At 67.3% G+C, this 23,497-nt stretch carries 15 protein-coding genes; 8 read left to right on the top strand and 7 right to left on the bottom strand.

The window, feature by feature from the left end; genetic code table 11:
• Positions 1–78: 78 nt before the first annotated feature.
• Genes B8W69_RS27655 through B8W69_RS27665 form a run of 3 tightly spaced genes read right to left on the bottom strand, consistent with a single transcriptional unit; the run spans position 79 to position 3,133 of the window.
• The gene (locus tag B8W69_RS27655) at positions 79–1,110 is read right to left on the bottom strand and encodes an LLM class flavin-dependent oxidoreductase (RefSeq protein ID WP_085292873.1); all 1,032 of its coding nucleotides are present in this window, start codon (positions 1,108–1,110) and stop codon (positions 79–81) included.
• Positions 1,111–1,157: 47 nt separating this feature from the next.
• The gene (locus tag B8W69_RS27660; RefSeq protein WP_085292874.1) at positions 1,158–2,309 is read right to left on the bottom strand and encodes an FAD-binding protein; all 1,152 of its coding nucleotides are present in this window, start codon (positions 2,307–2,309) and stop codon (positions 1,158–1,160) included.
• Complete coding sequence (locus B8W69_RS27665) at positions 2,306–3,133, bottom strand: uracil-DNA glycosylase (RefSeq protein ID WP_085292875.1); 828 nt, start codon at positions 3,131–3,133, stop codon at positions 2,306–2,308. The genes B8W69_RS27660 and B8W69_RS27665 overlap by 4 nt, the downstream gene beginning before the upstream one ends.
• 61 nt (positions 3,134–3,194) lie before the next feature.
• On the opposite strand from B8W69_RS27665, the gene tap reads away from it, so the two are divergent.
• The 4 genes from tap to B8W69_RS27685 all read left to right on the top strand — a co-directional run bounded on the left by tap (position 3,195) and on the right by B8W69_RS27685 (position 7,737).
• On the top strand, positions 3,195–4,436 hold the full coding sequence (gene tap / locus B8W69_RS27670) for a multidrug efflux MFS transporter Tap (RefSeq protein WP_085292876.1): 1,242 nt from the start codon (positions 3,195–3,197) through the stop codon (positions 4,434–4,436).
• A gap of 20 nt (positions 4,437–4,456) precedes the next feature.
• Positions 4,457–5,824 (top strand): FAD-binding oxidoreductase, encoded by a 1,368-nt coding sequence (locus tag B8W69_RS27675; protein WP_085292877.1) that lies wholly within the window; start codon positions 4,457–4,459, stop codon positions 5,822–5,824.
• A gap of 84 nt (positions 5,825–5,908) precedes the next feature.
• A complete protein-coding gene (locus B8W69_RS27680) occupies positions 5,909–7,150 on the top strand; it encodes a cytochrome P450 (RefSeq protein WP_165762710.1) in 1,242 nt (413 codons plus the stop codon).
• Positions 7,150–7,737, top strand: a complete 588-nt coding sequence (locus B8W69_RS27685; RefSeq protein WP_085292879.1) for a TetR/AcrR family transcriptional regulator — start codon at positions 7,150–7,152, stop codon at positions 7,735–7,737. Before B8W69_RS27680 ends, B8W69_RS27685 begins: the two co-directional genes overlap by 1 nt.
• Positions 7,738–7,745: 8 nt before the next feature.
• On the opposite strand, the gene B8W69_RS27690 is transcribed toward B8W69_RS27685, so the two are convergent.
• Together B8W69_RS27690 and B8W69_RS27695 are read right to left on the bottom strand one after the other, a co-directional pair.
• A complete protein-coding gene (locus B8W69_RS27690; protein ID WP_085292880.1) occupies positions 7,746–8,897 on the bottom strand; it encodes an acyltransferase family protein in 1,152 nt (383 codons plus the stop codon).
• Positions 8,894–10,597 (bottom strand): DEAD/DEAH box helicase, encoded by a 1,704-nt coding sequence (locus B8W69_RS27695; protein WP_085292881.1) that lies wholly within the window; start codon positions 10,595–10,597, stop codon positions 8,894–8,896. Before B8W69_RS27695 ends, B8W69_RS27690 begins: the two co-directional genes overlap by 4 nt.
• 98 nt (positions 10,598–10,695) lie before the next feature.
• Between B8W69_RS27695 and B8W69_RS27700 the strand changes: the two genes are divergently transcribed.
• Both B8W69_RS27700 and B8W69_RS27705 read left to right on the top strand, forming a co-directional pair.
• Positions 10,696–11,298, top strand: a complete 603-nt coding sequence (locus B8W69_RS27700) for an LppP/LprE family lipoprotein (RefSeq protein ID WP_085292896.1) — start codon at positions 10,696–10,698, stop codon at positions 11,296–11,298.
• A gap of 61 nt (positions 11,299–11,359) precedes the next feature.
• The gene (locus tag B8W69_RS27705; RefSeq protein ID WP_085292882.1) at positions 11,360–14,773 is read left to right on the top strand and encodes a TM0106 family RecB-like putative nuclease; all 3,414 of its coding nucleotides are present in this window, start codon (positions 11,360–11,362) and stop codon (positions 14,771–14,773) included.
• Positions 14,774–14,836: 63 nt separating this feature from the next.
• Here the strand turns inward: B8W69_RS27705 and B8W69_RS27710 are convergent, their stop codons facing one another.
• Positions 14,837–15,814: an N-acetylmuramoyl-L-alanine amidase gene (locus B8W69_RS27710; protein WP_342744723.1), complete on the bottom strand. Its 978-nt coding sequence runs from the start codon at positions 15,812–15,814 to the stop codon at positions 14,837–14,839.
• A 662-nt stretch (positions 15,815–16,476) separates the two neighbouring features.
• Positions 16,477–18,453 (bottom strand): MFS transporter, encoded by a 1,977-nt coding sequence (locus tag B8W69_RS27715; RefSeq protein WP_085292897.1) that lies wholly within the window; start codon positions 18,451–18,453, stop codon positions 16,477–16,479.
• Between the two features lie 272 nt (positions 18,454–18,725).
• Here B8W69_RS27715 and B8W69_RS27720 point away from each other — a divergent pair, with 272 nt between their 5' ends.
• Together B8W69_RS27720 and B8W69_RS27725 are read left to right on the top strand one after the other, a co-directional pair.
• Positions 18,726–19,505 carry a hypothetical protein gene (locus tag B8W69_RS27720; RefSeq protein ID WP_085292884.1) on the top strand — a complete coding sequence of 260 codons (780 nt, stop codon included), beginning with the start codon at positions 18,726–18,728 and terminating at the stop codon, positions 19,503–19,505.
• A gap of 196 nt (positions 19,506–19,701) precedes the next feature.
• Positions 19,702–23,418, top strand: a complete 3,717-nt coding sequence (locus B8W69_RS27725) for a multifunctional oxoglutarate decarboxylase/oxoglutarate dehydrogenase thiamine pyrophosphate-binding subunit/dihydrolipoyllysine-residue succinyltransferase subunit (RefSeq protein ID WP_085292885.1) — start codon at positions 19,702–19,704, stop codon at positions 23,416–23,418.
• Positions 23,419–23,497 lie beyond the last annotated feature (79 nt).

The raw sequence follows: 23,497 nt of genomic DNA on the forward strand, positions 1-23,497 counted from the left end.
GACAGGAGACCTTCACCCATCAACGACCGCTACAGCGTGTCGTCACACTTACTCAACCAACCTGCCTGGGCAGTACAGCTAGAACAGCTCCTTGGCCAGTAGCTCCAGCGTCGCGACCCGCGCGGGCGCGGTGTCGGGATCGGTACCGCGGCGCGCCGAGGCCACCGGGTTCACCATGATTTCGTCGACCCCGAACCGGTCGGCCAAGGCCCGGATCTGGTCGGCGGCCTCGGCCGGTGTCCCCAAAACGGCGCGTTGCAGGCCACTCTCGACGATCCGCTGTTGCTGTCCGGTCAGCTCGGCGACGGCGGCCTCCTCGACCAGCGGCACGGGGCCGAGCGGCTGCCCGGTCCGCAGCCGGGCCATCATCTGCAGGTTGGGCAACATCAAAGCCGTTGCCTCTTCCCGCGTTTCGGCCACCGCCGCGTTCACCGTCAGAAACGTCAGCGGTTCGGCCGTTAGCTCACTGGGCTTGAACCGCGAGCGGTACACCTCGAGCGCCTCTTCGGTTCCGTTGCCGGAGAAGTGATGTGCGAACACATACGGCAATCCCTTGGCGGCGGCCAGATGCGCCGAGTACATCGACGAGCCCAGCAGCCACAGGCGCGGCTCACCGGCAGCGGCCGGGGTGGCCCTCAGGGTGTAGTCACCCGAGCGCAGCGGGACCCGCACGCCGCGAGCGCTCATCAGCGCCGCCACGTCGTCGAGGTATTCGGGGAAGTTCTCGATGTCGCGATCGTCCCGACCGCCGCGCAGCGCATACGACGTCACCGGATCCGATCCGGGCGCCCGGCCGATGCCGAGGTCGATACGGCCCGGTGCGGCGGCTTCCAGCAGCGCGAACTGTTCGGCCACCGCCAGCGGGGCGTGATTGGGCAGCATCACACCGCCCGACCCGAGCCGCAGTTGCGAGGTCTGCGCGGCCAGGTAAGCGAGCACCACCGGCGGGCTGGTGGCACCCACCGACGGCATGTTGTGGTGCTCGGCGACCCAGTAGCGGGTGAAACCCAGCCGGTCCGCAGCTTGCGCGAGCTGCACGGTGGCCGCCAGGGCCCCACCGGTCGTCTGGTCGGTGCGCACCGGGATGAGGTCAAGGACGGAAAGACGCACGATCGCGTTAACGCGCGCGCACCCGCAAACGTTCCCGCCGCCCGGGCTCAGTAGTCCTTGAGGTAGTCCTTGAGCGTGATGGAGGCGACAATCCGGTCGAACACCTCTTGCGGTATCGGCGCACCGCCCGGAATGTTGTCCACGACAAGCCACTGGTTGCGCTTGACGTAGTCGCTGAACTCGCGGTGATAGTTGGCGAAGCCGGCTTCGTAGTCGACCGTCCCTTCCTGGGATGCCGCCTTGAGCTCACCGGCCAGGATGTAGGCGCCCAGCAGCGCCACACTGGTCCCCTGCCCCGACAGGGGCGAACAGCAGTACCCGGCGTCACCGACCAGCGCCACCCTCCCCTGCGACCAGCGATCCATCTTGATCTGCGACATCTCGTCGAAGTAGAAATCCGGTGCGGCCCGCATGTACTCCAGCAGCTGCGGGCGAACCCAGCCGTCGCCGGCCATCCGTCGCTCCAGCTCGGCCAATTGGGCCGCGGTGTCGCGGTAGTCGATCCGCAGATCGGTATCCATGAAGCCGACCATGGCCCGCGCCTCGGTGTTGTTGCGCGCGCTGTAGACCCCCGCCATGCTGGCATCCCCGTAGTGCCACATCTGCCAGTAGTCCAGGTCCAAGAAATTGGGCACCGTGAAGATCGCCGCGTGCGTGCCCAGCCTCTCGATGAAATCCTCTTCCGGCCCGAAGACCAGTCGCCGCACGTTGGAGTGCAATCCGTCGGCGCCGATCACGAGATCGAAACTGCGCGGCGCGGTGCGCTCGAAGGTGACGTGTACCGCCGCGCCGTCGTCCTGCACGGCGGTGATGGTGTCATCGAATATATACTCGGCCGTCCATTGGCTTGCGCCATAAAGCAATTCGACCAAGTCGTCGCGCAACAGCTCGATGTTGGGACTATCGATAGGGACCCCAGAGGGCCCAGAGAGCGCGGTGTCGGTGTCCCGGGACAATTCGTTGCCGTCACGATCGACGACCGAGGACCCCTGGATTTGCGTCTTGCGCTTCTGGGCGGCGCCCAGCAGGCCCATCCGCTCGAGCACCGTCAATGCCGGTCCGCGCACGTCGATCGCCTGACCGCCCGGACGCGGCCCCCGGTGGCGCTCCACCACGGTCACCGAAAAGCCGTGCTGCCCAAGCCAAAACGCGGCCGCCGCGCCCGCAACGCTGGCGCCCGATATCAGAACCTTGGTCACTTGATCCCTGCCAGTTCTTTTGCGTCGCGAAAGACGTCGTCGAGCATTACTGGTGTCAACCTACCCGTGAACATGTTTTGCTGGCTCGGGTGGTAGCAGCCGAGCAATCGCACGCCCGGCGCCAAGTCGGCAACGACACCGTGGCCGAACCGCGGCTTGCGCCCCGCGAAGGTGCCCGGCAGCCGCAGCGCGATCTGCCAGCCGAACCCGCCCAGGGCCACGACCACGCGGACGTCCCCTGACACCAACCGCCATTCGGCCTGCAGCCAGGGCCAGCAGGTGTCGCGCTCCTCGGTCGTCGGGGCGTTGGCCGGAGGCGCACACCGCACCGGCGCGACGATGCGAATCTTCTTGGTCTGCAATCCATCCGCAGCGTCGACACTGGTCGGCTGGTTCACCAGTCCGGCCCGGTAGAGCGCGGCGTACAACTGGTCGCCGGAGCGGTCGCCGGTGAACATCCGCCCGGTCCGGTTGGCGCCGTGCGCGGCGGGCGCCAGCCCGACGATCAACAGCCGCGGCCGCACCGACCCCCAGCTGGGCACCGGACGCCCCCAATACGGTTGGTCGGCAAAGGCTCGGCGCTTGACGACCGCGACGTCCTCGCGCCAGCTGACCAATCGCGGGCAGGCCCGGCAGACGCTGACCAGCGCGTCGATTTCGGGTATCGAACCGGCGTGTTCGGCGAGCTCGGCGACGGCGCCGGCATCGGTTGCCACCGGGGTCTGCGGCGTCGCGGGATCACCCGGCCATCCGGAGCCGGCCCCGACCGGAGAGCCGAACATCTGGCCGGTGCGTGGGTGGGCGAGCACATGAACATCCTGCATGAGTCGGAAAATTCGGTCGCTGCAAATACCGCTTTGGCATAAATTCAGCGGCGGTATTCCAATGAAAAGCGGCGGCCCAGCATCCCTGATCCTGTTCGCCACGTTGATGGCGACGGCGGGTAGCGGCATCTCGATCGTCGCGTTCCCGTGGTTGGCGTTGCAGCACCACAACAGCGCGCGCGACGCCTCGGCCGTGGCCCTGGCGATGACGCTGCCGTTGGTGCTGTCCACCCTCGTCGCGGGCACCGCGGTCGACTTCTTCGGACGCCGCCGGATATCGCTGGTCTCCGATTCGCTGTCCGGGACGGCGGTGGGCCTCGTGCCGCTGATCGCGTGGGGGCTCGGTGCGGGCGCGCTCAGCCTGGCGGTGCTGGCCGTCCTCGCCTTCTTCGCGGCCGGGTTCGACCCGGCCGGTACGACGGCGCGCGAGTCGATGCTGCCCGAGGCCGCCGCCCGCGCGGGCTGGTCGCTGGCCCGCACCAACAGCATCTACGAAGCGATTCTCAATGTGGGGTACATCGTGGGCCCGGGCATCGGGGGCCTGATGATCGCCACCGTCGGCGGCATCAACACGATGTGGATCACGGCCGGGCTGTTCGGGCTGTCCATCCTGACGATCGGGGCGCTTCGACTCGAGGGCACCGGCAGGCCCGAGCACGAGACCCGGCCCGGCGGATGGGTGTCCGGCATCGCCGAAGGGTTGCGCTTCGTCTGGAACATGAGGGTGCTTCGGACGCTGGGCTTGATCGACCTGGCCGTCACCGCGCTCTACCTGCCGATGGAAAGCGTGCTGTTTCCGAAGTACTTCTCCGACCAACACCAACCCGCGCAACTGGGCTGGGCGCTGATGGCGATCGGGTTCGGCGGCGTAGCGGGAGCGCTCGGCTATGCCGCGCTGTCGAAACATCTGCGACGGCGCACGGCCGTGCTGACGGCGACCCTCACCTTCGGGGCGGCGACCGTCGGGGTCGCGTTCCTGCCGCCGTTGCCGGTGATCCTGGTGCTGTGCGCCGTCACCGGCGTGGTCTACGGACCGATCCAACCGATATACAACTACATGATGCAGACCCGGGCCCCGCACCGGCTCCGCGGCCGAGTGGTCGGGGTGATGACCGGGCTGACCTACGCGGCGGGCCCGTTGGGCTTGCTGGTGGCCGGTCCGCTGACCGACGCGGCCGGGTTGAAGGTCACGTTCCTGGCGCTGGCGGTACCGATCCTGCTGATCGGCCTGGTCGCCTGCCGGCTGCCGTCGCTGCACGAACTGGACCGCGCGCCGCAGTTCGCGCGAGAACCCGGCCCGTGACGCGGGCCTAGTATCGGGCCGTGAGCTCTGACGCCCTGGCCAGCCTGATCGCCGACCTGCCCGACGGGATGGTCGTCACCGACCCGACCGTGACGGAGGGCTATCGCCAGGACCGCGCCTTCGACCCGTCGGCCGGCAAGCCGCTGGCCGTGGTGCGGCCGCGGCACACCGAAGAGGTGCAGACCGTAATGCGCTGGGCCGCCGCGCACCGGGTCCCGGTCGTGACCCGCGGTGCCGGCAGCGGCCTGTCCGGCGGGGCGACCGCACTGGACAACGGCATCGTGCTGTCCACCGAGAAGATGCGCGACATCACCATCGACCCGGTGACCCGCACCGCGGTGTGTCAGCCCGGGCTATTCAACGCCGAGGTGAAGAAGGCGGCCGCCGAGCACGGCCTGTGGTACCCGCCGGACCCGTCGTCGTTTGAGATCTGCAGCATCGGCGGCAATATCGCCACCAACGCCGGCGGGCTGTGCTGCGTGAAATACGGCGTCACCACCGATTACGTGTTGGGCATGCAGGTGGTGCTGGCCGACGGCACCGCGGTCCGGCTGGGCGGCCCGCGCCTCAAGGACGTCGCCGGGCTCAGCCTGACCAAGCTCTTCGTCGGCAGCGAGGGCACGCTGGGCGTCGTCACGGAGGTGACGCTGCGGCTGGTGCCCAAGCAGAACGCATCCAGCATCGTGGTGGCCAGCTTCGCGACCGTCGAGGACGCGGTCGACGCGGTGCTCGGGGTCACCGGGAAGCTGCGCCCCTCGATGCTGGAGTTCATGGATTCGGTGGCGATCAACGCCGTCGAGGACACCCTGCGCATGGATCTGGACCGCGGGGCGGCCGCCATGCTGGTAGCCGGGTCCGACGAGCGCGGCCGCGCCGGCAGCGAGGACGCCGAAATCATGGCCGCGATATTCGCGGAACACGCTGCGACGGAGGTGTTTTCGACTGACGATCCCGACGAGGGCGAGGCGTTCGTCGTCGCCCGGCGGTTCTGCATCCCGGCCGTCGAGGCCAAGGGCTCGTTACTGCTCGAGGACGTCGGGGTGCCGCTTCCGGCGCTGGGCGAGTTGGTCACCGGGATCGCACGCATCGCCGCCGAACGTGACCTGATGATCTCGGTGATCGCGCACGCCGGCGACGGCAACACCCACCCGCTGATCGTCTACGACCCCGCCGATGCCGACATGACCGAACGCGCCAACCTGGCATTCGGCGAGATCATGGACCTGGCCGTCGGGCTAGGCGGCACCATCACCGGCGAGCACGGCGTCGGCCGGCTGAAACGGCCCTGGCTGGCGGGCTATCTGGGACACGACGTGATGGACCTCAACCGCCGCATCAAGCAGGCACTGGACCCGCAGGGCATCCTCAATCCCGGCGCCGGCATCTAGTTGTAGCTCCGACGACCGCTCGAGCGTTGCCCTTCGGCGCCGGCAACGGTTGACATATTGCCGCCACTGTCGTACGAATGAGACATGCCTGTCGTTATGTCTCACGATGCCCCGGTCAAATTTCAGCTGGCCACCGCCGACACGTGGCCGAATCCGTGGTCGATGTACCGCGCGTTGCGCGACCACGACCCCGTGCACCGCGTCGTGCCGCCCGATCACCCCGAGCATGACTACTACGTGCTCTCCCGGCATGCCGACGTGTGGGCGGCGGCCCGAGACCACGAGACTTTCTCCTCCGCCCAGGGTCTGACGGTCAACTATGGCGACCTGGAAATGATTGGGCTGCAGGACAATCCGCCTTTTGTGATGCAGGATCCACCCGTACACACCGAGTTCCGCAAACTAGTGTCGCGCGGATTCACGCCGCGACAGGTCGAGGCCGTGGAGCCCAAGGTGCGGGAGTTCGTCGTCGAGCGCATCGAGGGGTTGCGCTCGGCCGGCGGCGGCGACATCGTCGCCGAGCTGTTCAAACCGCTGCCGTCGATGGTGGTCGCCCACTATCTCGGTGTGCCCGAGGAAGATCGGGTCCAATTCGACGACTGGACCCAGGCGATTGTCGCGGCCAACACCGCTGAAGGCGGCGTCGCCGGCGCCTTGGAAACCGTCGGTGACGCGGTCGGGTCGATGATGGCCTACTTCACTGGGCTGATCGAGCGCCGCCGAACCGAACCCGAGGACGACACCATCTCCCACCTGGTGGCTGCCGGGGTCGGCGCGGACGGCGACATCGCCGGCACGCTGTCGATCCTGGCGTTCACGTTCACCATGGTCACCGGCGGCAACGACACCGTCACCGGCATGCTCGGCGGCTCGATGCCGCTGCTGCACCAACGGCCCGACCAACGTCAGCTGCTGGCGGACGACCCGGACCGCATTCCCGACGCGGTCGAGGAATTGCTGCGGATGACCTCGCCGGTGCAGGGACTGGCCCGCACGGTCACCCGCGACGTGACCGTCGCCGAGACGACCATCCCGGCCGGACGCAGGGTATTCCTGCTGTACGGTTCGGCCAACCGAGACGAACGCCAATACGGTTCGGACGCAGGCGAACTCGACGTGACCCGATGCCCACGCAACATCATGACGTTCAGCCACGGCGCACACCACTGCCTGGGCGCCGCCGCGGCCCGGATGCAATCCCGCGTTGCGTTGACCGAACTGCTGGTCCGCTGCCCGGACTTCGACCTGGACGAAAGCGGCATCGTCTGGGCCGACGGCAGTTATGTCCGGCGTCCGCTGTCAGTGCCGATTCGAATGAAGTCCTGATGCCCGGCAACGACTGGCTGGGTACGCACCGGACGGAGGCCGCCGCCGACCGGATCCTCGACGCGGCCGAGCAGCTCTACACGCAGCGCGACTCGGACTCGATCGGCATGAACGACATCGCCAGGGCGGCAGGCTGTTCCCGAGCGACGCTGTACCGGTACTTCGAGAACCGCGAGGCGCTGCGAACTGCTTACATTCACCGCGAGACCCATCGGCTGGGCCATGAGATCATCGCGCGCACCGGCGACATCGAGGACCCACGGCAACGGTTGATCGTGAGCATCCTCGTCACACTGGGGATGGTTCGCGAGAGCCCCGCGCTGGCATCCTGGTTTGCCACCACCCGCCCGCCGGTGGGTGGCGAATTGGCCGGGCAGTCCGACGTGATCGCGGCCCTGGCTGCGGCGTTCCTGCACTCGCTGGGACCCGACGACCCCGCCGTCATCGAGCGCCGGGCCCGCTGGACCGTGCGGGTGATCGTCTCGCTGCTGACGTATCCGGGCCGCGACGAAGACGAGGAGCGGGCGATGATCGAGGAATTCGTCGTGCCGATTGTGACGCCGGTTTCCACCCGCGATCGGGGTTAGCCGCCAGCTCAGTCCCGCACGCGGGTGAAGCGGTGCAACAGCCACGCCAGCGGGATCGTCACCACCAGCGTCGCGACGTACAGGTACAGCATCGAGCCGGTGTAGACGCGCGCGCCGACGATGTAGTCCATCGCGAATTCCATGGTGATCAGGTGGATCAGGAAGATCTCGTACGAAATCTCCCCCAGCCACACCATCGGGCGGCTGGCCAGGATTCGCGAATACCAGCCTTGGATACTGGGAGCGCCGCCCAGGGCCAGCGGTGCCACCGCGAGCGCGGCGATGACGGCATAGAAGCACGTCTTGAACAACGCCTCGCTCAGCGTCGCCGGGGAGGTCGTGGGCGCGCCGGCAATGGGCGTGGACACGATGAAATAGCAGATGACGGCCAGCGGTATGGCCACGAAGCCGTAGCCGCGCACCCCCATCTCCTGCAACACGGTGAGCATCATTCCGCCGAGGAACCAGGCCAGATAGGTGGGCAGCCACAGCCGGGCGCCGTCGGGAAACCAATGGTCGGTGTGCACCAGCACCAGCCAGGCCGGGCTGATCAACGCCATCCCCGCCAGGGCGCCCAGCAGCAGTTTCGGCTGCCACTGCCGCCGGCAGATCACCACCAGCAGCAGGTAGACCAGCAGCGGCAGGACGACGTAGAAAGCGCCCTCGACCGCCAGGCTCCACATCTGCGTCAGCCCCTGGTGCAGATACTTGCCCAGGTAGCCGTTGCAGTAGATCTGCGTCAGCGTCAGGTTGCGCGCCAACCCCAGCCAGGTGTGTCCGGGGTTCGGCCCGGCGTCGCGGTAGTGGTACAGCACGTAGGCAAACAGCACGGTGACCACGTACGCGGGCATGATGCGTCGAACCCGGTGCCACGCATAGCGACTCAGCGACGGCGCTGCGCCGTTGCGCGCCGCCGACTTCACCCAGGGGCGGAACAACAGGTAGCCGGAGAGCACGAAGAAGATCGGCACCCCGATCTCCATCCGGGAACCGACCAGGCCCCAATACCCGTGGGTGTATTTGCCGGTGGTGTACGCCGCGTGGGTGCCGACGACGAGGAGCGCGGCGACCGCACGGATCCCGGTCAGCGAGGCGACCCGGTCGACGCGAGAGGTCTGCTCGAGCCCGCCCTGGGCGTCTTGCTCTTCCGACAGCGTCATCCGCCGTGTTTCCTGCGCGGCTTTCCACCGTCTCGGCCGTGAGGCTTGTTTCCGGATGACCGCTCCGGCTGAAGGTTGATCAACACCCCCGAAATGCGGGTGTGCTCAAGCCTTTTGAAGGTCGACTTGGGCAACTTGGCCGGCAACTCCACCAGGGAGAAATCCGGTCCGATCGCGATGTGGCCGAAATCGCTGCGATGCAGCCCTCCCTCGTTGGCGATGGCGCCGACGATCGCACCCGGGCCGATCTTGTGCCGCTTGCCCACCGCGATGCGATAGGTGGCGAATGGCTTTGCATTCCTTGGCTTCTCGGTCCATTCGCGGCGTTCGGTGCGCCGCTCACGCCGCTCCGGCGGCGGTTCGGGCGCCATCAGGAATTCCTCGCCGTCGCGGGACTGCAGCGCCAGCGCGGCGGCGATGTCGGCCATCGGGGTGTCGTGCTCGCGTTCGTAGTCCTGGACCAACTTGCGGAAAAGGTCGATTCCGGGGGAACCGAGCGCGGTGGTGATGGAGTCGGCGAACTTGGCCACCCGCTGGGCGTTGACATCCTCGATGGTGGGCAATTGGGTTTCGGTGAGCGTTTGGCGCGTGGCCTTTTCGATCGCCTTGAGCAGGTGACGCTCGCGTGGGGAGACGAACAGCAGTGCGGTTCCCGAACGCCCGGCCCGGCCGGTGCGCCCGATCCGGTGCACGTACGACTCGGTGTCATGCGGGATGTCGTAGTTCAGGACGTGCGATATCCGCTCCACGTCCAGCCCGCGAGCGGCCACGTCGGTGGCGACCAGGATGTCGATGCTGCCGTCCTTCAGGGCGGCGACGGTGCGCTCGCGCTGGCCCTGCGGGATGTCACCGTTGATGGCAGCCGCGGAGAAGCCTCGGGCCCTTAGCCTTTCGGCGACTTCCTCGGTGGCCTGCTTGGTTCTGACGAAGACGATCATCGCCTCGAACGGCTCGACTTCCAGCACCCGGGTCAGCGCGTCCATCTTGCGCGGACCGGCAACCTGGATGTAGCGCTGCGAAATGTTCTCGGCGGTAGCGGTTTTCGCTTTGGTGCTGACCTCGAGCGGGTCGTGCAGATACTTGGTGGTGATCTTGCGGATCGCGGGCGGCATGGTCGCGGAGAACAGCGCCACCTGTTTGTATTCCGGGGTTTCTGACAGGATGCGATCGACTTCTTCGGCGAAGCCCATGGTGAGCATCTCGTCGGCCTCGTCGAGAACCAGGTAGTCGACGTGGGACAGGTCCAGCGTTCCGCGCTCGAGGTGGTCGATGACCCGTCCCGGCGTGCCGACCACCACGTGGGCGCCGCGCCGGAGCCCGGCCAGCTGGACGCCGTAGGACGAGCCGCCGTAGATCGGCAGCACGTTGATCTTGGGCAGGTGGGCCCCGTACCGGCTGAACGCCTCGGCCACCTGCAGGGCCAGTTCCCGGGTGGGGGCGAGCACCAGCGCCTGGGTGGCGGTGCTGGTGACGTCGATCTTGGACAGGATCGGGATCGCGAAGGCGGCGGTCTTGCCGGTGCCGGTCTGGGCCAGGCCGACGACGTCGGAGCCCGCCATCAGCGCAGGGATCGTGGCGGCCTGAATGCCGGTGGGCGACTCGTAGCCGACGTCGGCGATCGCCCGCAGAACCGAGGGATTGATCTGCAGGTCGGCAAACGTCGTAGAGGCAGCCTCAGTCGAGCTGTCCGAGAGGGTCATCGTCCAAGGAGTCTAGTGGTGATCGCGAGCTCAGCTGCGCTGAGCGCTGCCGGTGATCATCAGCACACCCGGCCATGCCTGCCACGGCCCCGGACCCGATGACGGTACGGTGCGGAGATGTGTGGTCGTTGCCGTGCCGTACCGAGCCACTGACCGGCTCGGCCGCTGTCGCTCTCATAGCCTTCACGTTGACCGGCTGCGGTTCGGGGGACTCGACCGTCGCGAAGACGCCGCAGGCCAGGACTTCGGAGACGGCGTCTATCACTGCCCCGGCCACGCCGACGGCCGCCGCCCCACCCGGCAACGCCCCGCCCACCGATCCCTGCGCGGTCAACCTCGCGTCGCCCACCATCGCGAAGGTGGTGTCCGAGTTGCCCCGCGACCCGCGCAGCCAGCAGCCCTGGAACCCCGAACCGCTGGCCGGCAACTACAACCAGTGCGCGCAGCTGTCGGCGATCATCATCAAGGCCAACACCAATGCGGTCGCTCCGACCACCCGAGCGGTGCTGTTCCACCTCGGCCAGTTCATCCCGCAGGGCGTGCCCGACACCTACGGATTCAACGGCGTTGACCCGGCGCAAACCACGGGCGACACGGTGGCGCTGACCTATCCCGGCGGGATCAACGGCCTGAACACCGACGTGAAATTCCACTGGAACGGCAACACGGTCGAACTCATCGGCAACACCCCGGCCCACTGATCTCCGGGCACGCCCGCCCGGCACGGCCCTCCTGTCGGAGCGCTGACCTACAGTGACTCCAGTGTTGGTCTCCGGCGACGGCATCGTTTACAGCGCATCGGATCTTGCCGCCGCCGCCCGCTGCGAATTCGCGCTCTTGCGGGACTTCGATGCGAAGCTGGGCCGCGGGCCCGCCGTCACCGTCGAGGATGAACTGCTCGCGCGGACGGCCGAGCTCGGTAACGAACACGAGCGACGCGAACTCGCCTCGCTGCGCGACCGGTTCGGGCAGGACGTCGCGATCATCGGCCGCCCGGCCTACACGCCCGCCGGCCTGGCTGCGGCCGCCGACGCCACCCGCCGCGCCATCGCCGACCGCGCGCCCGTGGTGTATCAGGCCGCGATGTTCGACGGCCGCTTCGTCGGCTTCGCCGATTTCCTGGTGCGCGACGGCGAGCGCTACCGCGTCGTCGACACCAAACTGGCCCGCTCGGCCAAGGTGACCGCGCTGTTGCAGCTGGCCGCCTACGCCGACGCGCTGGCCGCGTCCAGCATCCCGGTCGCACCGAAGGCGGAGCTGCGGCTGGGCGATGGAACCGCGGTGCGGCACCGCGTGTGCGACCTGATCCCGGTGTACCGCTCCCAGCGGGCCCGGCTGCAGCGCCTCCTCGATGAGCACTACGCGGGCGGCGCCGCGGTTCGCTGGGACGACGAGGGCGTGGCAGCCTGCTTTCGCTGCCCGTTGTGCATCGAACAGCTGCGGGCGGCAGACGACGTTCTACTGGTCGCCGGCATGCGAGTAAACCAGCGGGACAAGCTCTTTGACGCCGGGATCAGCACCGTCGCCGAGCTGGCCGATCATCGCGGACCCCTACCCGACCTGGCGACCGGCGTGCTGAACACACTGACCATCCAGGCGAAACTGCAAGTCCGACAACGCGAAACCGGTGTTCCTCAGGTCCAGGTCATCGACGCGCAGCCGCTGGCCCTGCTACCCGAGCCCGACCCGGGCGACCTGTTCTTCGACTTCGAGGGCGACCCGCTGTGGACCACCGACGGGCGCGAGTGGGGCCTGGAGTACCTGTTCGGTGTTCTGGAGGCCGGGCCGACGGGCAGGTTTCGCCCGCTGTGGGCGCACAACCGGGCCGACGAACGCAAGGCGCTGATCGACTTCCTGGCGCTGGTGGCCAAGCGTCGCAAGCGACGCCCCAATATGCACATCTACCATTACGCGCCCTACGAGAAGACCGCGCTGCTGCGGCTCGCCGGACGCTACGGAGTGGGCGAAGACGAGGTCGACGAACTGCTTCGCAGCGGTACGCTGGTCGACCTTTATCCGTTGGTGCGCAGGAGCATTCGCGTGGGCGCGGAGTCGTTCAGCCTCAAGGCACTGGAGCCCCTCTACATGGGGGCTCAACTGCGCGCGGGCGACGTGACCACGGCCACCGGTTCGATCACCTCCTACGCACGGTACTGCGAACTTGCGGCGGACGGCCGCGGCGACGACGCCACATCGGTGCTCAAGGAGATCGAGGACTACAACCACTACGACTGCCGGTCCACTCAGGAGCTCCGGAACTGGCTGATGTTGCGCGCCTACGAATCCGGTGTGGTACCGATTGGCGCCCAGCCGGTACCCGACGGCAATACCGTCGACGACCGCGACGAGCTCGCCGTGACGTTGGCGACGTTCACCGGAACCGCCGGCGTCGACGACCGCACCCCGCAGCAGACGGCGGTCGCGCTGCTGGCCGCGGCGCGCGGCTACCATCGGCGCGAGGACAAACCCTTCTGGTGGGCGCATTTCGACCGGCTGAACTTCCCCATCGAGGAGTGGGCCGATAACACCGATGTGTTCGTCGCCGAGCACGCGTCGGTCAGCGTCGACTGGCACACGCCTCCCCGCGCGCGCAAACCGCAGCGGCGGGTGCAGCTGCGCGGCGAGCTGGCGCGCGGCGACTTGAAGAGCGACGTCTTTGCGCTCTACCACCCGCCGGCGCCGCCCGGCATGATCGACAGCCCGGACCGCCGGGCGGCCGGGCGGGCCTCGGTCGTCGAGGCCGACGATCCGGCGGTGCCCAGTGAAGTGGTCGTTCTCGAACGAGTTGGCAGCGATGGCAACACCTTTCACCAGGTGCCGTTCGCGCTGACGCCCGGCCCGCCCATCCCGACGACGGCCCTGCGGGAATCGATCGAGGCGACCGCCGCGGCGGTAGCGGCCGGATTGCCGCAACTGCCCGACAGCGCCATCGTCGACGTGCTGTTGCGCCGCGCGCCCCGCGCGCGCAGCGGCGCCCCTCTGCCGCGCAGCGACGACACCGTCGCCGACATCACCGCGGCGTTACTGGATCTCGACTCGTCGTACCTGGCAGTGCATGGGCCGCCCGGCACCGGCAAGACGCACACCGCCGCCCGGGTGATCCACGACCTGGTCACCAAACACGCCTGGCGCATCGGCGTGGTCGCGCAGTCGCACGCCACCGTGGAGAACGTTTTGGATTGCGTGATCGACGCCGGCCTGGATCCGCACCGGATCGCGAAGAAGCGCAACGACCACCGGGCCCCACGCTGGCGCGAGATCGACGGTGGCGCCTGTGCCGCGTTCCTCGCCGACACGCCGGGATGTGTGATCGGCGGGACGGCATGGGATTTCGCCAATGCCAACCGGATACCGCCGGGAAGCCTGGATCTGCTGGTGATCGACGAAGCCGGCCAATTCTGCTTGGCCAACACCATCGCCGTGGCACCGGCCGCCGCCAACCTGCTGCTGCTCGGGGATCCCCAGCAGTTGCCGCAAGTCAGCCAGGGTACCCATCCGGAGAAGGTGGACACGTCCGCGCTGGAATGGCTGGTCGACGGTCAGCGCACCCTGCCCGACGAACGCGGCTACTTCCTGAACCTCTCGTACCGCATGCATCCGGCGGTCTGCGCGGCGGTTTCGGCGCTGTCCTACGAGGACAGACTGCATTCCCACGACTGCACCGCCGCCCGCCACCTCGACGGGTATCGGCCCGGCGTTCAGCTGCTTTCGGTTGAGCACCAGGGCAATTCGACCGAGAGCCCCGAGGAGGCCGACGCGATCGTCGCCGAGATCAACCGGCTGCTCGGTGCGTCGTGGACCGACGAACACGGCACCCGGGCGCTAACCGACACGGACGTGCTGGTGCTGGCGCCCTACAACGCCCAGGTGGCGCTGCTGCGTCGCCGGTTGGCCGCCGCGAAACTCGATGGGGTGCGGGTCGGGACGGTCGACAAGTTCCAGGGCGGACAGGCGCCGGTGGTGTTCATATCGATGACGGTGTCTTCGATGGACGTGGTGCCCCGGGGAATCTCGTTCCTGCTCAACAGGAATCGGCTCAACGTCGCGGTGAGTCGGGCCCAGTACGCGGCCGTGATCGTGCGCTCGCCGTCGCTGACGGAATACCTGCCCGCCACACCGGCGGGCCTGATCGACCTGGGCGCATTCCTCGCGCTCACGCAGCCCGATCTGCGGTGACCGCCCTGACCGCGACGCGAAAAGTGTTCCAACAGGATGAATGTGGCCCGCGGAGTCTCCGCGTCAAACTCGGTTGCGCATCGGTGAAAACCGCTCAACCTGCACGGGCGGCCCGTCCGCTGACGGCGGCGGTACGACGGCAGCGACACCGTTGATCACGGTAACGACTGTCCGGCTCTTACGCTCAATGTTCATGGTGCCATGTTGAAAATTCTGGACGACCCACTCCGGCTCCTGGATTTCGGTGCTGGTCGGCAGCCCCAGCGCGCTATGTTCGTAGCCCAGGGCGCCCCACGCGGCGTAGATGGTGCTGGTGACGGGCTGCGCACCGGTGGTCGGCGACCAGTACATTGCCCCCTTTTCGAAGATGACGTAGCGCGTGGCCCCCGCCCCGGTCGATTCCGACGAATGTGGTGCGCCCAGGGCGCTCTTCATGCCGCCCATCGCCTGCCACCGGTCATAGATGGCACTACCTTGCAGCGACTGCGCCAGATCGTCGGCGCTGGGGCGCTTGTTGAACCGCGCAGCGATGTCACGAATCTGGTTCATCAAAGGGAATCCAAGGTTGCCGGGGCAATCGGTATCGCCGACGTCGCGGTGAGCGAAAATGCACGACAAGCCCACGGTGGTGCCCTGAGGGAAACGGGTGTAGGGGCCCCCGTCCGATGTCAACGCGACGCTTCCCTGCGGGTCGACGCCATCCAGTGCCAGACGCCACCCGAGCAGGCGCCCCACGGTGCGCAGCTGAACCGGCGTGGGGACCACCGCGTCGAAGTCTCCGATCATGCACACCGCCCATGTGTTGCGGTTGAACCCGCCAGTGTGGGTGCCCAGAACCGGCCTGGTCATCCCGCCGAATCGGCCCTCGAATATCTGACCGTACTTGTCGACCAGCGCGTTATAGGCGATGTCCGACCAGCCCAGAGTGCGGGTGTGGTAGTCGTAGATAGACCGCACAGTTGCCGCCGAATCCTGCTGCGCGTATTCATTTACACCGGCGGTGTGGTGCACGACGGCTGCCTTGATTCCGTTGTCGTACATCGGTGCTCGACGGCGAATCGACTCATCGGCGCCCCACCCGGCCCGACTGATGATATTGAGGTCCTGCCCCGGCGCTTCGACCGCCGAAACCAAGGACGTATCAGCTGCCGCCCTCAGGGGTTGGACCAGACCTGATACGGCGGTGCACGAACTCAGCATAATCGGCGCCGCCGCAGCATATTTGAGGACATCACGGCGCGAGAGATACGGTGTCGCCCTGCACCCGCACCGATCACGCACGGCGCCACGATAGCCCGTGGTCACGCTATTCCTCGCGCGACCCGCCGGAGCCTGATGCTGTTGTAGACGAGGGATTCGTAGCGCTAGGCGCCCCAATCGACCAGCGCACCTAAAGCCGATCCAAGTGCCCGAAGGCGATCGGCGAACGGACACGATCTCAGGAACGATGATCGAGACGACGCCGAGCGGGCGTCTGCATTCCCCGTCGGCAACCGAGGGGAACGAGCGGACAAAGCGGCAGTTAGCTAATTAGCCGGCCAATGTGCCCAAACAGGTTGCGCGCGAACTGTAATTCACCCTTGACCACAGCAAACACTCCGACAATGGCTGACGGCCGCCGAGAACATCGGTTGCGATATGACTGGTAAAGCGCTGCGGCACACGGCTTTTCGTGCCATAGTTGCGCTCTGACGCAATTGGCCCTAACCGGTTGACGAGTGCCGGCCCGAACCGGTGGGGTCGTCGTCCGGATCGGAGCGGTGATGGTAACCCCGCAGCGATTCACCGTCGGTGAAGTGAAGGCCCGCCGATCCGTTGTGGTGGCGGCGCGGCGGCCGGGTGGGCCGATCACCGGGCGGCATGGATCTGGGTGAGCGCCGCACCGCCACCTGGCGCAGGCGTTTGCCGCCGTCCACGTGAGAACCGTTGTGAGCGTAGCCGATTGGTTGAGCCTGCGCGGCCGGGCCGCGCCGCGGCACTCCGCTCGACGCCGGGCGCGGGCGTTCGACCGGCTGCCGGGGCTGCTCGGGATCGCTGCCCCGCTGGGCGTCGGGCTCGCGCACCAGGACGAATTCCACGTACTCGTCGTCGTCATAGTCGTCGTCGACGACGTCATCGTCGGGACCCGGATCGTCGCCGCCCCTGCCCGCCCACGGCGCGGCGCCCACCAGGAACAGCGCGGCGATGATCCCGAACAGCGCGATGAACGCCGGCAACAGCACCGACTGTGACATCGCGGCCGCGAACGGTTCGCGCAGGAACCCGGGCAACTGCAGGGTGAGCGCGTCCTCGCCGGCGGCGTCCCCGGACGGCTGCCGCGGCATCTCGGCGCTGATGCGCCACGTCATGAACGCGGCCATACCGGCGCTGCCGAGCACCGCACCGAGCTGGCGCACGGAGTTATACACCGCGGAGCCCGCGCCGGCCAGGTGTGGCGGCAGGTTACGCGTCGCGGTCGCGGTCAGCGGCGACCACACGAAGGCCATCCCGACACCCATCAGGAAGAACGCCAACGCCAGCCGCCAGATCGGTGTCGTCGGCGACATCTCGAAGGTGAGCCAGGTCAGCGCGATCGCCAGCACCGAGAAGCCGAAGCCAAGCACCGGTTGAGGGTGGTATTTGTCGACGATCTTGCCGACGAACGGCGCGAAAACACCATTGGCGATGGCCATCGGCGCGATCAGCAGCGCCGAGCGCGTGGGCGACAGCCCGCACACGGCCTGCGCATAGAACGTCAGCGGCAGCATCATGGCCGTCGCGGTGAACGAGATGATGGCGACCCCGACGTTGCACAGGCTGAAGTCGCGGTCGCCGAAGATGATCAACGGAATCAGCGGCTCGTGGGCGTTCAGCGCCTGCCAGAACGCGAAGGCCGTCATGAGCCCGACGCCCGCGACAATCAAGGCCCAGATCCATGGTTCCCAGTGCGCGGCCTGCCCCTGCTGCAGCCCGAACACGATCAAAAGGATGCCGATGCCGGACAGCGCGACCCCGATCAGGTCGAAGCCGTGCGACTGGGTGGGCAGCACCGGAATCAGCCAATACGCCAACGCCAGCCCGATGACGCCGATGGGGACGTTGACGAAGAAGATCCACTGCCAGCCCAGCCCGTCCACCAGGACGCCGCCGGCCAGCGGGCCCACCAGGCTGGCCACACCGGCGGTGGCGCCCCACAGGCTCACCGCGACGCCGCGCCGCTCCGACGGAAAGATCCGGGTGATGGTCGACAGGGTCTGCGGGGTGAGCAGCCCCGCGCCGACGCCCTGTACGACGCGCGCCGCGATCAGCATCGCGGCGCTGCCGGCCAGCCCGCACCACACCGAGGAGACGGTGAACACGACCAGGCCGAACAGGTAGAGGTTCTTAGGACCGAACCGGTCGCCCAGGCGCCCGGCCACCAGCAACACAACCGCGTAGCCCAGCAGGTAAGCGCTGGTCACCCACACCACGGTGTCGTAACCGATGCGCAGGCTGGCCATGATGGTCGGGTTGGCGATCGCGACGATGGTCGAGTCGACCATGATCATGAAGAAGCCGATCATCATCGCCCACAGCGGGTTCCAGGGGTTCTGCGACTGCGGCGAGCTCCGGGTGAGAAAGTCCCAGCGGTTGGCGGCCCGGGCCGGCCCCGATCCCGCGCGCCCCGTTCCTCCGGGCGTGCGGGACGTAGCCGTGGTCATCCAGCCCACCTCGTTTCGCTTCCGACGATGCTGTTCAGACGTGTCGGCCCGGCTGGTCGACCGGCCCAACCCACGCAGGTGATACACCACGCGCGGGCGCGGTAAACAGCATGAGGACCGACGAACGGCACGGACCGTCGCAGACATCCAGCCCGCATTATTCCCGGTGAGGCAATAGGCCGGCAGCCAAGGACCCGGTCAGGGTGCATAACGCGTCGGTATTCGTCGCGGGCGCGTTAGCCTGGGGGAACGACATCTTGCAGGAGAGAAATATGCGGGCTCGACGGAAAAGGTCGCCGAACCGGTTCTTCACCATGCCCAACGCGGGACAGCAGCCAACGGCCAAGGACGGTCGACCCAAGATGTCCGCGCGGGCGTTGGCGCAGGTCATTGAGCGGAGTTCGTGGATCCAGGGCCCGGCCGCCGAGGCCTACGTGACCCGGCTGCGCAGAGCGCACCCCAATGCCGGCCCGGCCGAGATCACGGCCAAGCTGCAGAAGCGATACCTGGCCATCGTGACAGCCGGCGGCGTTGCCGTGGGGGCCGCCGCGACCGTTCCCGGCATCGGCACGATCAGCGCCCTGTCCGCGGCGGCCGCGGAAACGGTGACATTCCTGGAGGCCACCGCGTTCTTTGTGTTGGCGACGGCGGTGGTCTACGACGTCCCGGCCGATCACCGGGAACGGCGCCGCGCGCTGGTGCTGGCGGTCCTCGCCGGTGATAACAGCGAGCACGCCGTCGCCCAGCTGATCGGCCCGCGCCGCACCAACGGCGGCTGGATCTCCGAGAGCCTGGCCGCCCTGCCGCTGTCGTCGATGTCCAAGCTGAACTCGCGGCTGCTCAAGTCGTGGGTCCGCAAGTACACCGTGCGGCGCGGTGCCCTGCTGTTCGGCAAACTGCTGCCGGTCGGAATCGGGGTCGTGGTGGGTGCCATCGGCAATTACCTCGCCGGCAAGAAGATGATCCGCAACGCCAACAGGGCGTTCGGCGCCCCGCCGGCGCGCTGGCCCCGCGCGCTGCATCTGGTGCCCCCGATCCACGAAGCCGGCTAGCCCACGATCGGACCGCCCCCGGCCGTCGTAATACCCCCGGTCAACCTGGCGGATAAACGGCGAAAGGTTAGCCTTTATAGAGCGGGATAATGGGTACCGCCATCCGGGTGAGGTGTTCGGTCGTCCGGGGCCGACAAGGGTGCAGGCGGCGCGGGAATGCGCTTGCAGAGCAGAAGGATTGAGGCGAACTGCGGTCGTGAGCAACATAAGTTCACCATTCGGGCAAAACGAATGGCTGGTCGAGGAGATGTACCGCAAGTTCCGCGACGACCCCTCGTCAGTGGATCCGAGCTGGCACGAGTTCTTGGTCGACTACAGCCCCGAGCCCACCAGCGAGCCCGCGCCGACCTCCCCGACCAGCGGTGGCGGTTCGGCGGCCACCGCCCCGGCCCCGGCGAAACCGGCTCCGGCGGCCCCGCAGACCGCCGCACCAGCCAAGCCGGCGGCCCCCGCCAGCACGGCCGCCGGCAATGGGGTCGCGGCGCGGCCGGCCAAAGCCGCCACTCCCCCACCGGCGGATGGCGACGAGCTGCAGACGCTGCGCGGCGCCGCGGCGGCCGTCGTCAAGAACATGTCGGCGTCGCTGGACGTGCCGACGGCGACCAGTGTGCGCGCCATCCCGGCCAAGCTGATGATCGACAACCGGATCGTCATCAACAACCAGCTCAAGCGCACCCGCGGCGGCAAGATCTCGTTCACTCACCTGCTGGGCTACGCCCTGGTGCAGGCGATCAAGAAGTTCCCGAACATGAATCGGCACTACGCCGAGGTCGACGGCAAGCCCACCGCCGTGACGCCGGCGCACACCAACCTCGGCCTGGCCATCGACCTGCAAGGCAAGGATGGCAAGCGTTCCCTGGTGGTCGCCGGGATCAAGGGCAGCGAAACCATGCGCTTCGCGCAGTTCGTCACCGCCTACGAAGACATCGTGCGACGCGCTCGCGATGGCAAACTGACCGCCGAAGACTTTGCCGGCGTGACGATTTCGCTCACCAACCCGGGCACCATCGGCACCGTGCACTCGGTGCCGCGGCTGATGGCCGGCCAGGGCGCCATCATCGGCGTCGGCGCTATGGAGTACCCCGCCGAATTTCAGGGCGCCAGCGAGGAACGCATCGCCGAGTTGGGGATCGGCAAGCTGATCACGCTGACCTCGACCTATGACCACCGCATCATCCAGGGCGCGGAATCCGGCGACTTTTTGCGCACCGTCCACGAGATGCTGCTCTCGGATGCCTTCTGGGACGACATCTTCCGCGAGCTGGGCAACCCGTACCTGCCCATCCGCTGGAGCACCGACAACCCGGACTCGATCGTGGACAAGAACGCCCGGGTGATGGAGTTGATTGCGGCCTACCGCAACCGCGGGCACCTGATGGCCGATATCGACCCGCTACGGTTGGACAGCACCCGATTCCGCAGTCACCCCGATCTCGAGATAGTCAACCACGGCCTGACGCTGTGGGACCTCGATCGGGTGTTCAAAGTCAACGGATTCGGCGGTCGCGAATATTCAAAGCTGCGCGACGTGCTGGGTCTGCTGCGCGACGCCTACTGCCGCCACATCGGCGTGGAGTACACCCACATCCTGGACCCCGCACAACAGGAGTGGCTGCAGCAGCGCGTCGAGACCAAGCACGTCAAACCGACGGTGGCCGAGCAGAAGTTCATCCTGAGCAAGCTGAACGCGGCCGAGGCCTTCGAAACCTTCCTGCAAACCAAATATGTTGGCCAGAAACGTTTTTCGTTGGAAGGCGCCGAGAGTGTGATCCCGATGATGGACGCGGCGATCGACCAGTGCGCCGAGCACGGCCTCGACGAAGTCGTCATCGCGATGCCGCACCGCGGCCGGCTCAACGTGCTGGCCAACATCGTTGGCAAGCCCTACTCACAGATCTTCAGCGAGTTCGAGGGCAATCTCAACCCGGCGCAGGCGCACGGGTCCGGCGACGTCAAATACCACCTCGGCGCCACCGGCGTGTACCTGCAGATGTTCGGCGACAACGACATTCAGGTTTCGTTGACGGCCAACCCATCACACCTGGAAGCCGTGGACCCGGTGGCGGAGGGTCTGGTCCGGGCCAAACAGGACCTACTGGACCGGGGCGCGGATGACGAGGGCGGCAAGAGCTTCGCGGTGGTGCCCCTGATGCTGCATGGCGACGCCGCCTTCGCCGGCCAGGGCGTGGTGGCCGAGACGCTCAACCTCACCAACCTGCCCGGGTACCGCGTCGGCGGCACCATCCACATCATCGTCAACAATCAGATCGGCTTCACCACCGCGCCGGAGTATTCGCGCTCCAGCGAGTACTGCACCGACGTCGCCAAGATGGTCGGGGCGCCCATCTTCCACGTCAACGGCGACGATCCGGAAGCCTGCGCGTGGGTGGCAAAGCTGGCCGTGGACTTCCGGCAGGAGTTCAAGAAGGACGTCGTCATCGACATGCTGTGCTACCGCCGGCGCGGGCACAACGAGGGCGACGACCCGTCGATGACCAACCCCGGGATGTACGACGTCGTCGATGTCAAGCGAGGGGTGCGTAAGAGTTACACCGAAGCCCTGATCGGCCGCGGCGACATTTCGATGAAAGAAGCCGAAGACGCGTTGCGCGACTATCAGGGCCAGCTGGAGCGGGTGTTCAACGAAGTCCGCGAGCTGGAAAGACACGGCGCCCTGCCGAGCGAATCCGTCGAGTCCCATCAGATGGTGGCGGCCGGCCTGGACACCTCGGTGGACAAGTCGCTGCTGGCGCGGATTGGCGACGCGTTCCTGGCGGTGCCGGATGGCTTCACCGCACACCCGCGGGTGCAGCCGGTGCTGGAGAAGCGCCGCGAGATGGCCTACGAGGGCAAGATCGACTGGGCCTTCGCCGAACTGCTGGCGCTGGGTTCGCTGGTGGCCGAGGGCAAGCTGGTGCGGCTGTCGGGGCAAGACACCCGGCGCGGCACCTTCTCCCAGCGGCACTCGGTGATCATCGACCGCAACACCGGCGAAGAATTCACGCCGCTCAAGCTGCTGGCGACCAACCCCGACGGCACCCCCACCGGCGGCAAGTTCCTGGTCTACGACTCGCCGCTATCTGAGTACGCCGTTGTCGGGTTCGAGTACGGCTACACGGTCGGCAACCCGGACGCCCTGGTGTTGTGGGAGGCGCAGTTCGGGGACTTCGTCAACGGGGCGCAGTCGATCATCGACGAGTTCATCAGCTCTGGTGAGGCCAAGTGGGGCCAGTTGTCCAGTGTCGTGCTGCTGCTGCCGCACGGCCACGAGGGCCAGGGTCCCGATCACACCTCGGGCCGCATCGAGCGCTTCCTGCAGCTGTGGGCCGAGGGTTCGATGACTATCGCGATGCCCTCGACGCCGTCCAACTATTTCCACTTGTTGCGGCGCCACGCCCTCGACGGTGTGCAGCGTCCACTGATCGTGTTCACACCGAAGTCGATGCTGCGCAACAAGGCCGCAGTCAGCGACGTCAGGGACTTCACCGAGACCAAGTTCCGCTCGGTGCTCGAAGAGCCGACGTACGAGGACGGCATCGGTGATCGAAGCAAGGTCACCCGGGTCCTGCTGACCAGCGGCAAGCTCTACTACGAGTTGGTGGCCCGGAAGTCCAAGGACAACCGGGAAGACGTGGCGATCGTGCGGATCGAGCAACTCGCTCCGGTGCCGAAACACCGGCTCGAAGAAACGCTCGATCGCTACCCGAACGTCACGCAGTACTTCTGGGTCCAGGAGGAGCCGGCCAACCAGGGTGCATGGCCGCGATTCGGGCTGGAGCTGCCTGAGTTGCTGCCCGACAAGCTGGCCGGGCTCAGGCGCATCTCGCGCCGAGCGATGTCGGCCCCGTCGTCGGGCTCGTCGAAGGTGCACGCCGTCGAGCAGCAGGAGATCATCGACACGGCCTTCGCATAATCGGGGCTGACCCGGGTGGGATTCTGCGACCCACGGGTATCAGGGACCGCTGGTACCGGCTAGCCTCGACGCAAACGTG

The sequence above is a fragment of the Mycolicibacterium vulneris genome (assembly GCF_002104765.1).
GTDB classification, from domain to species: Bacteria; Actinomycetota; Actinomycetes; order Mycobacteriales; family Mycobacteriaceae; genus Mycobacterium; species Mycobacterium vulneris.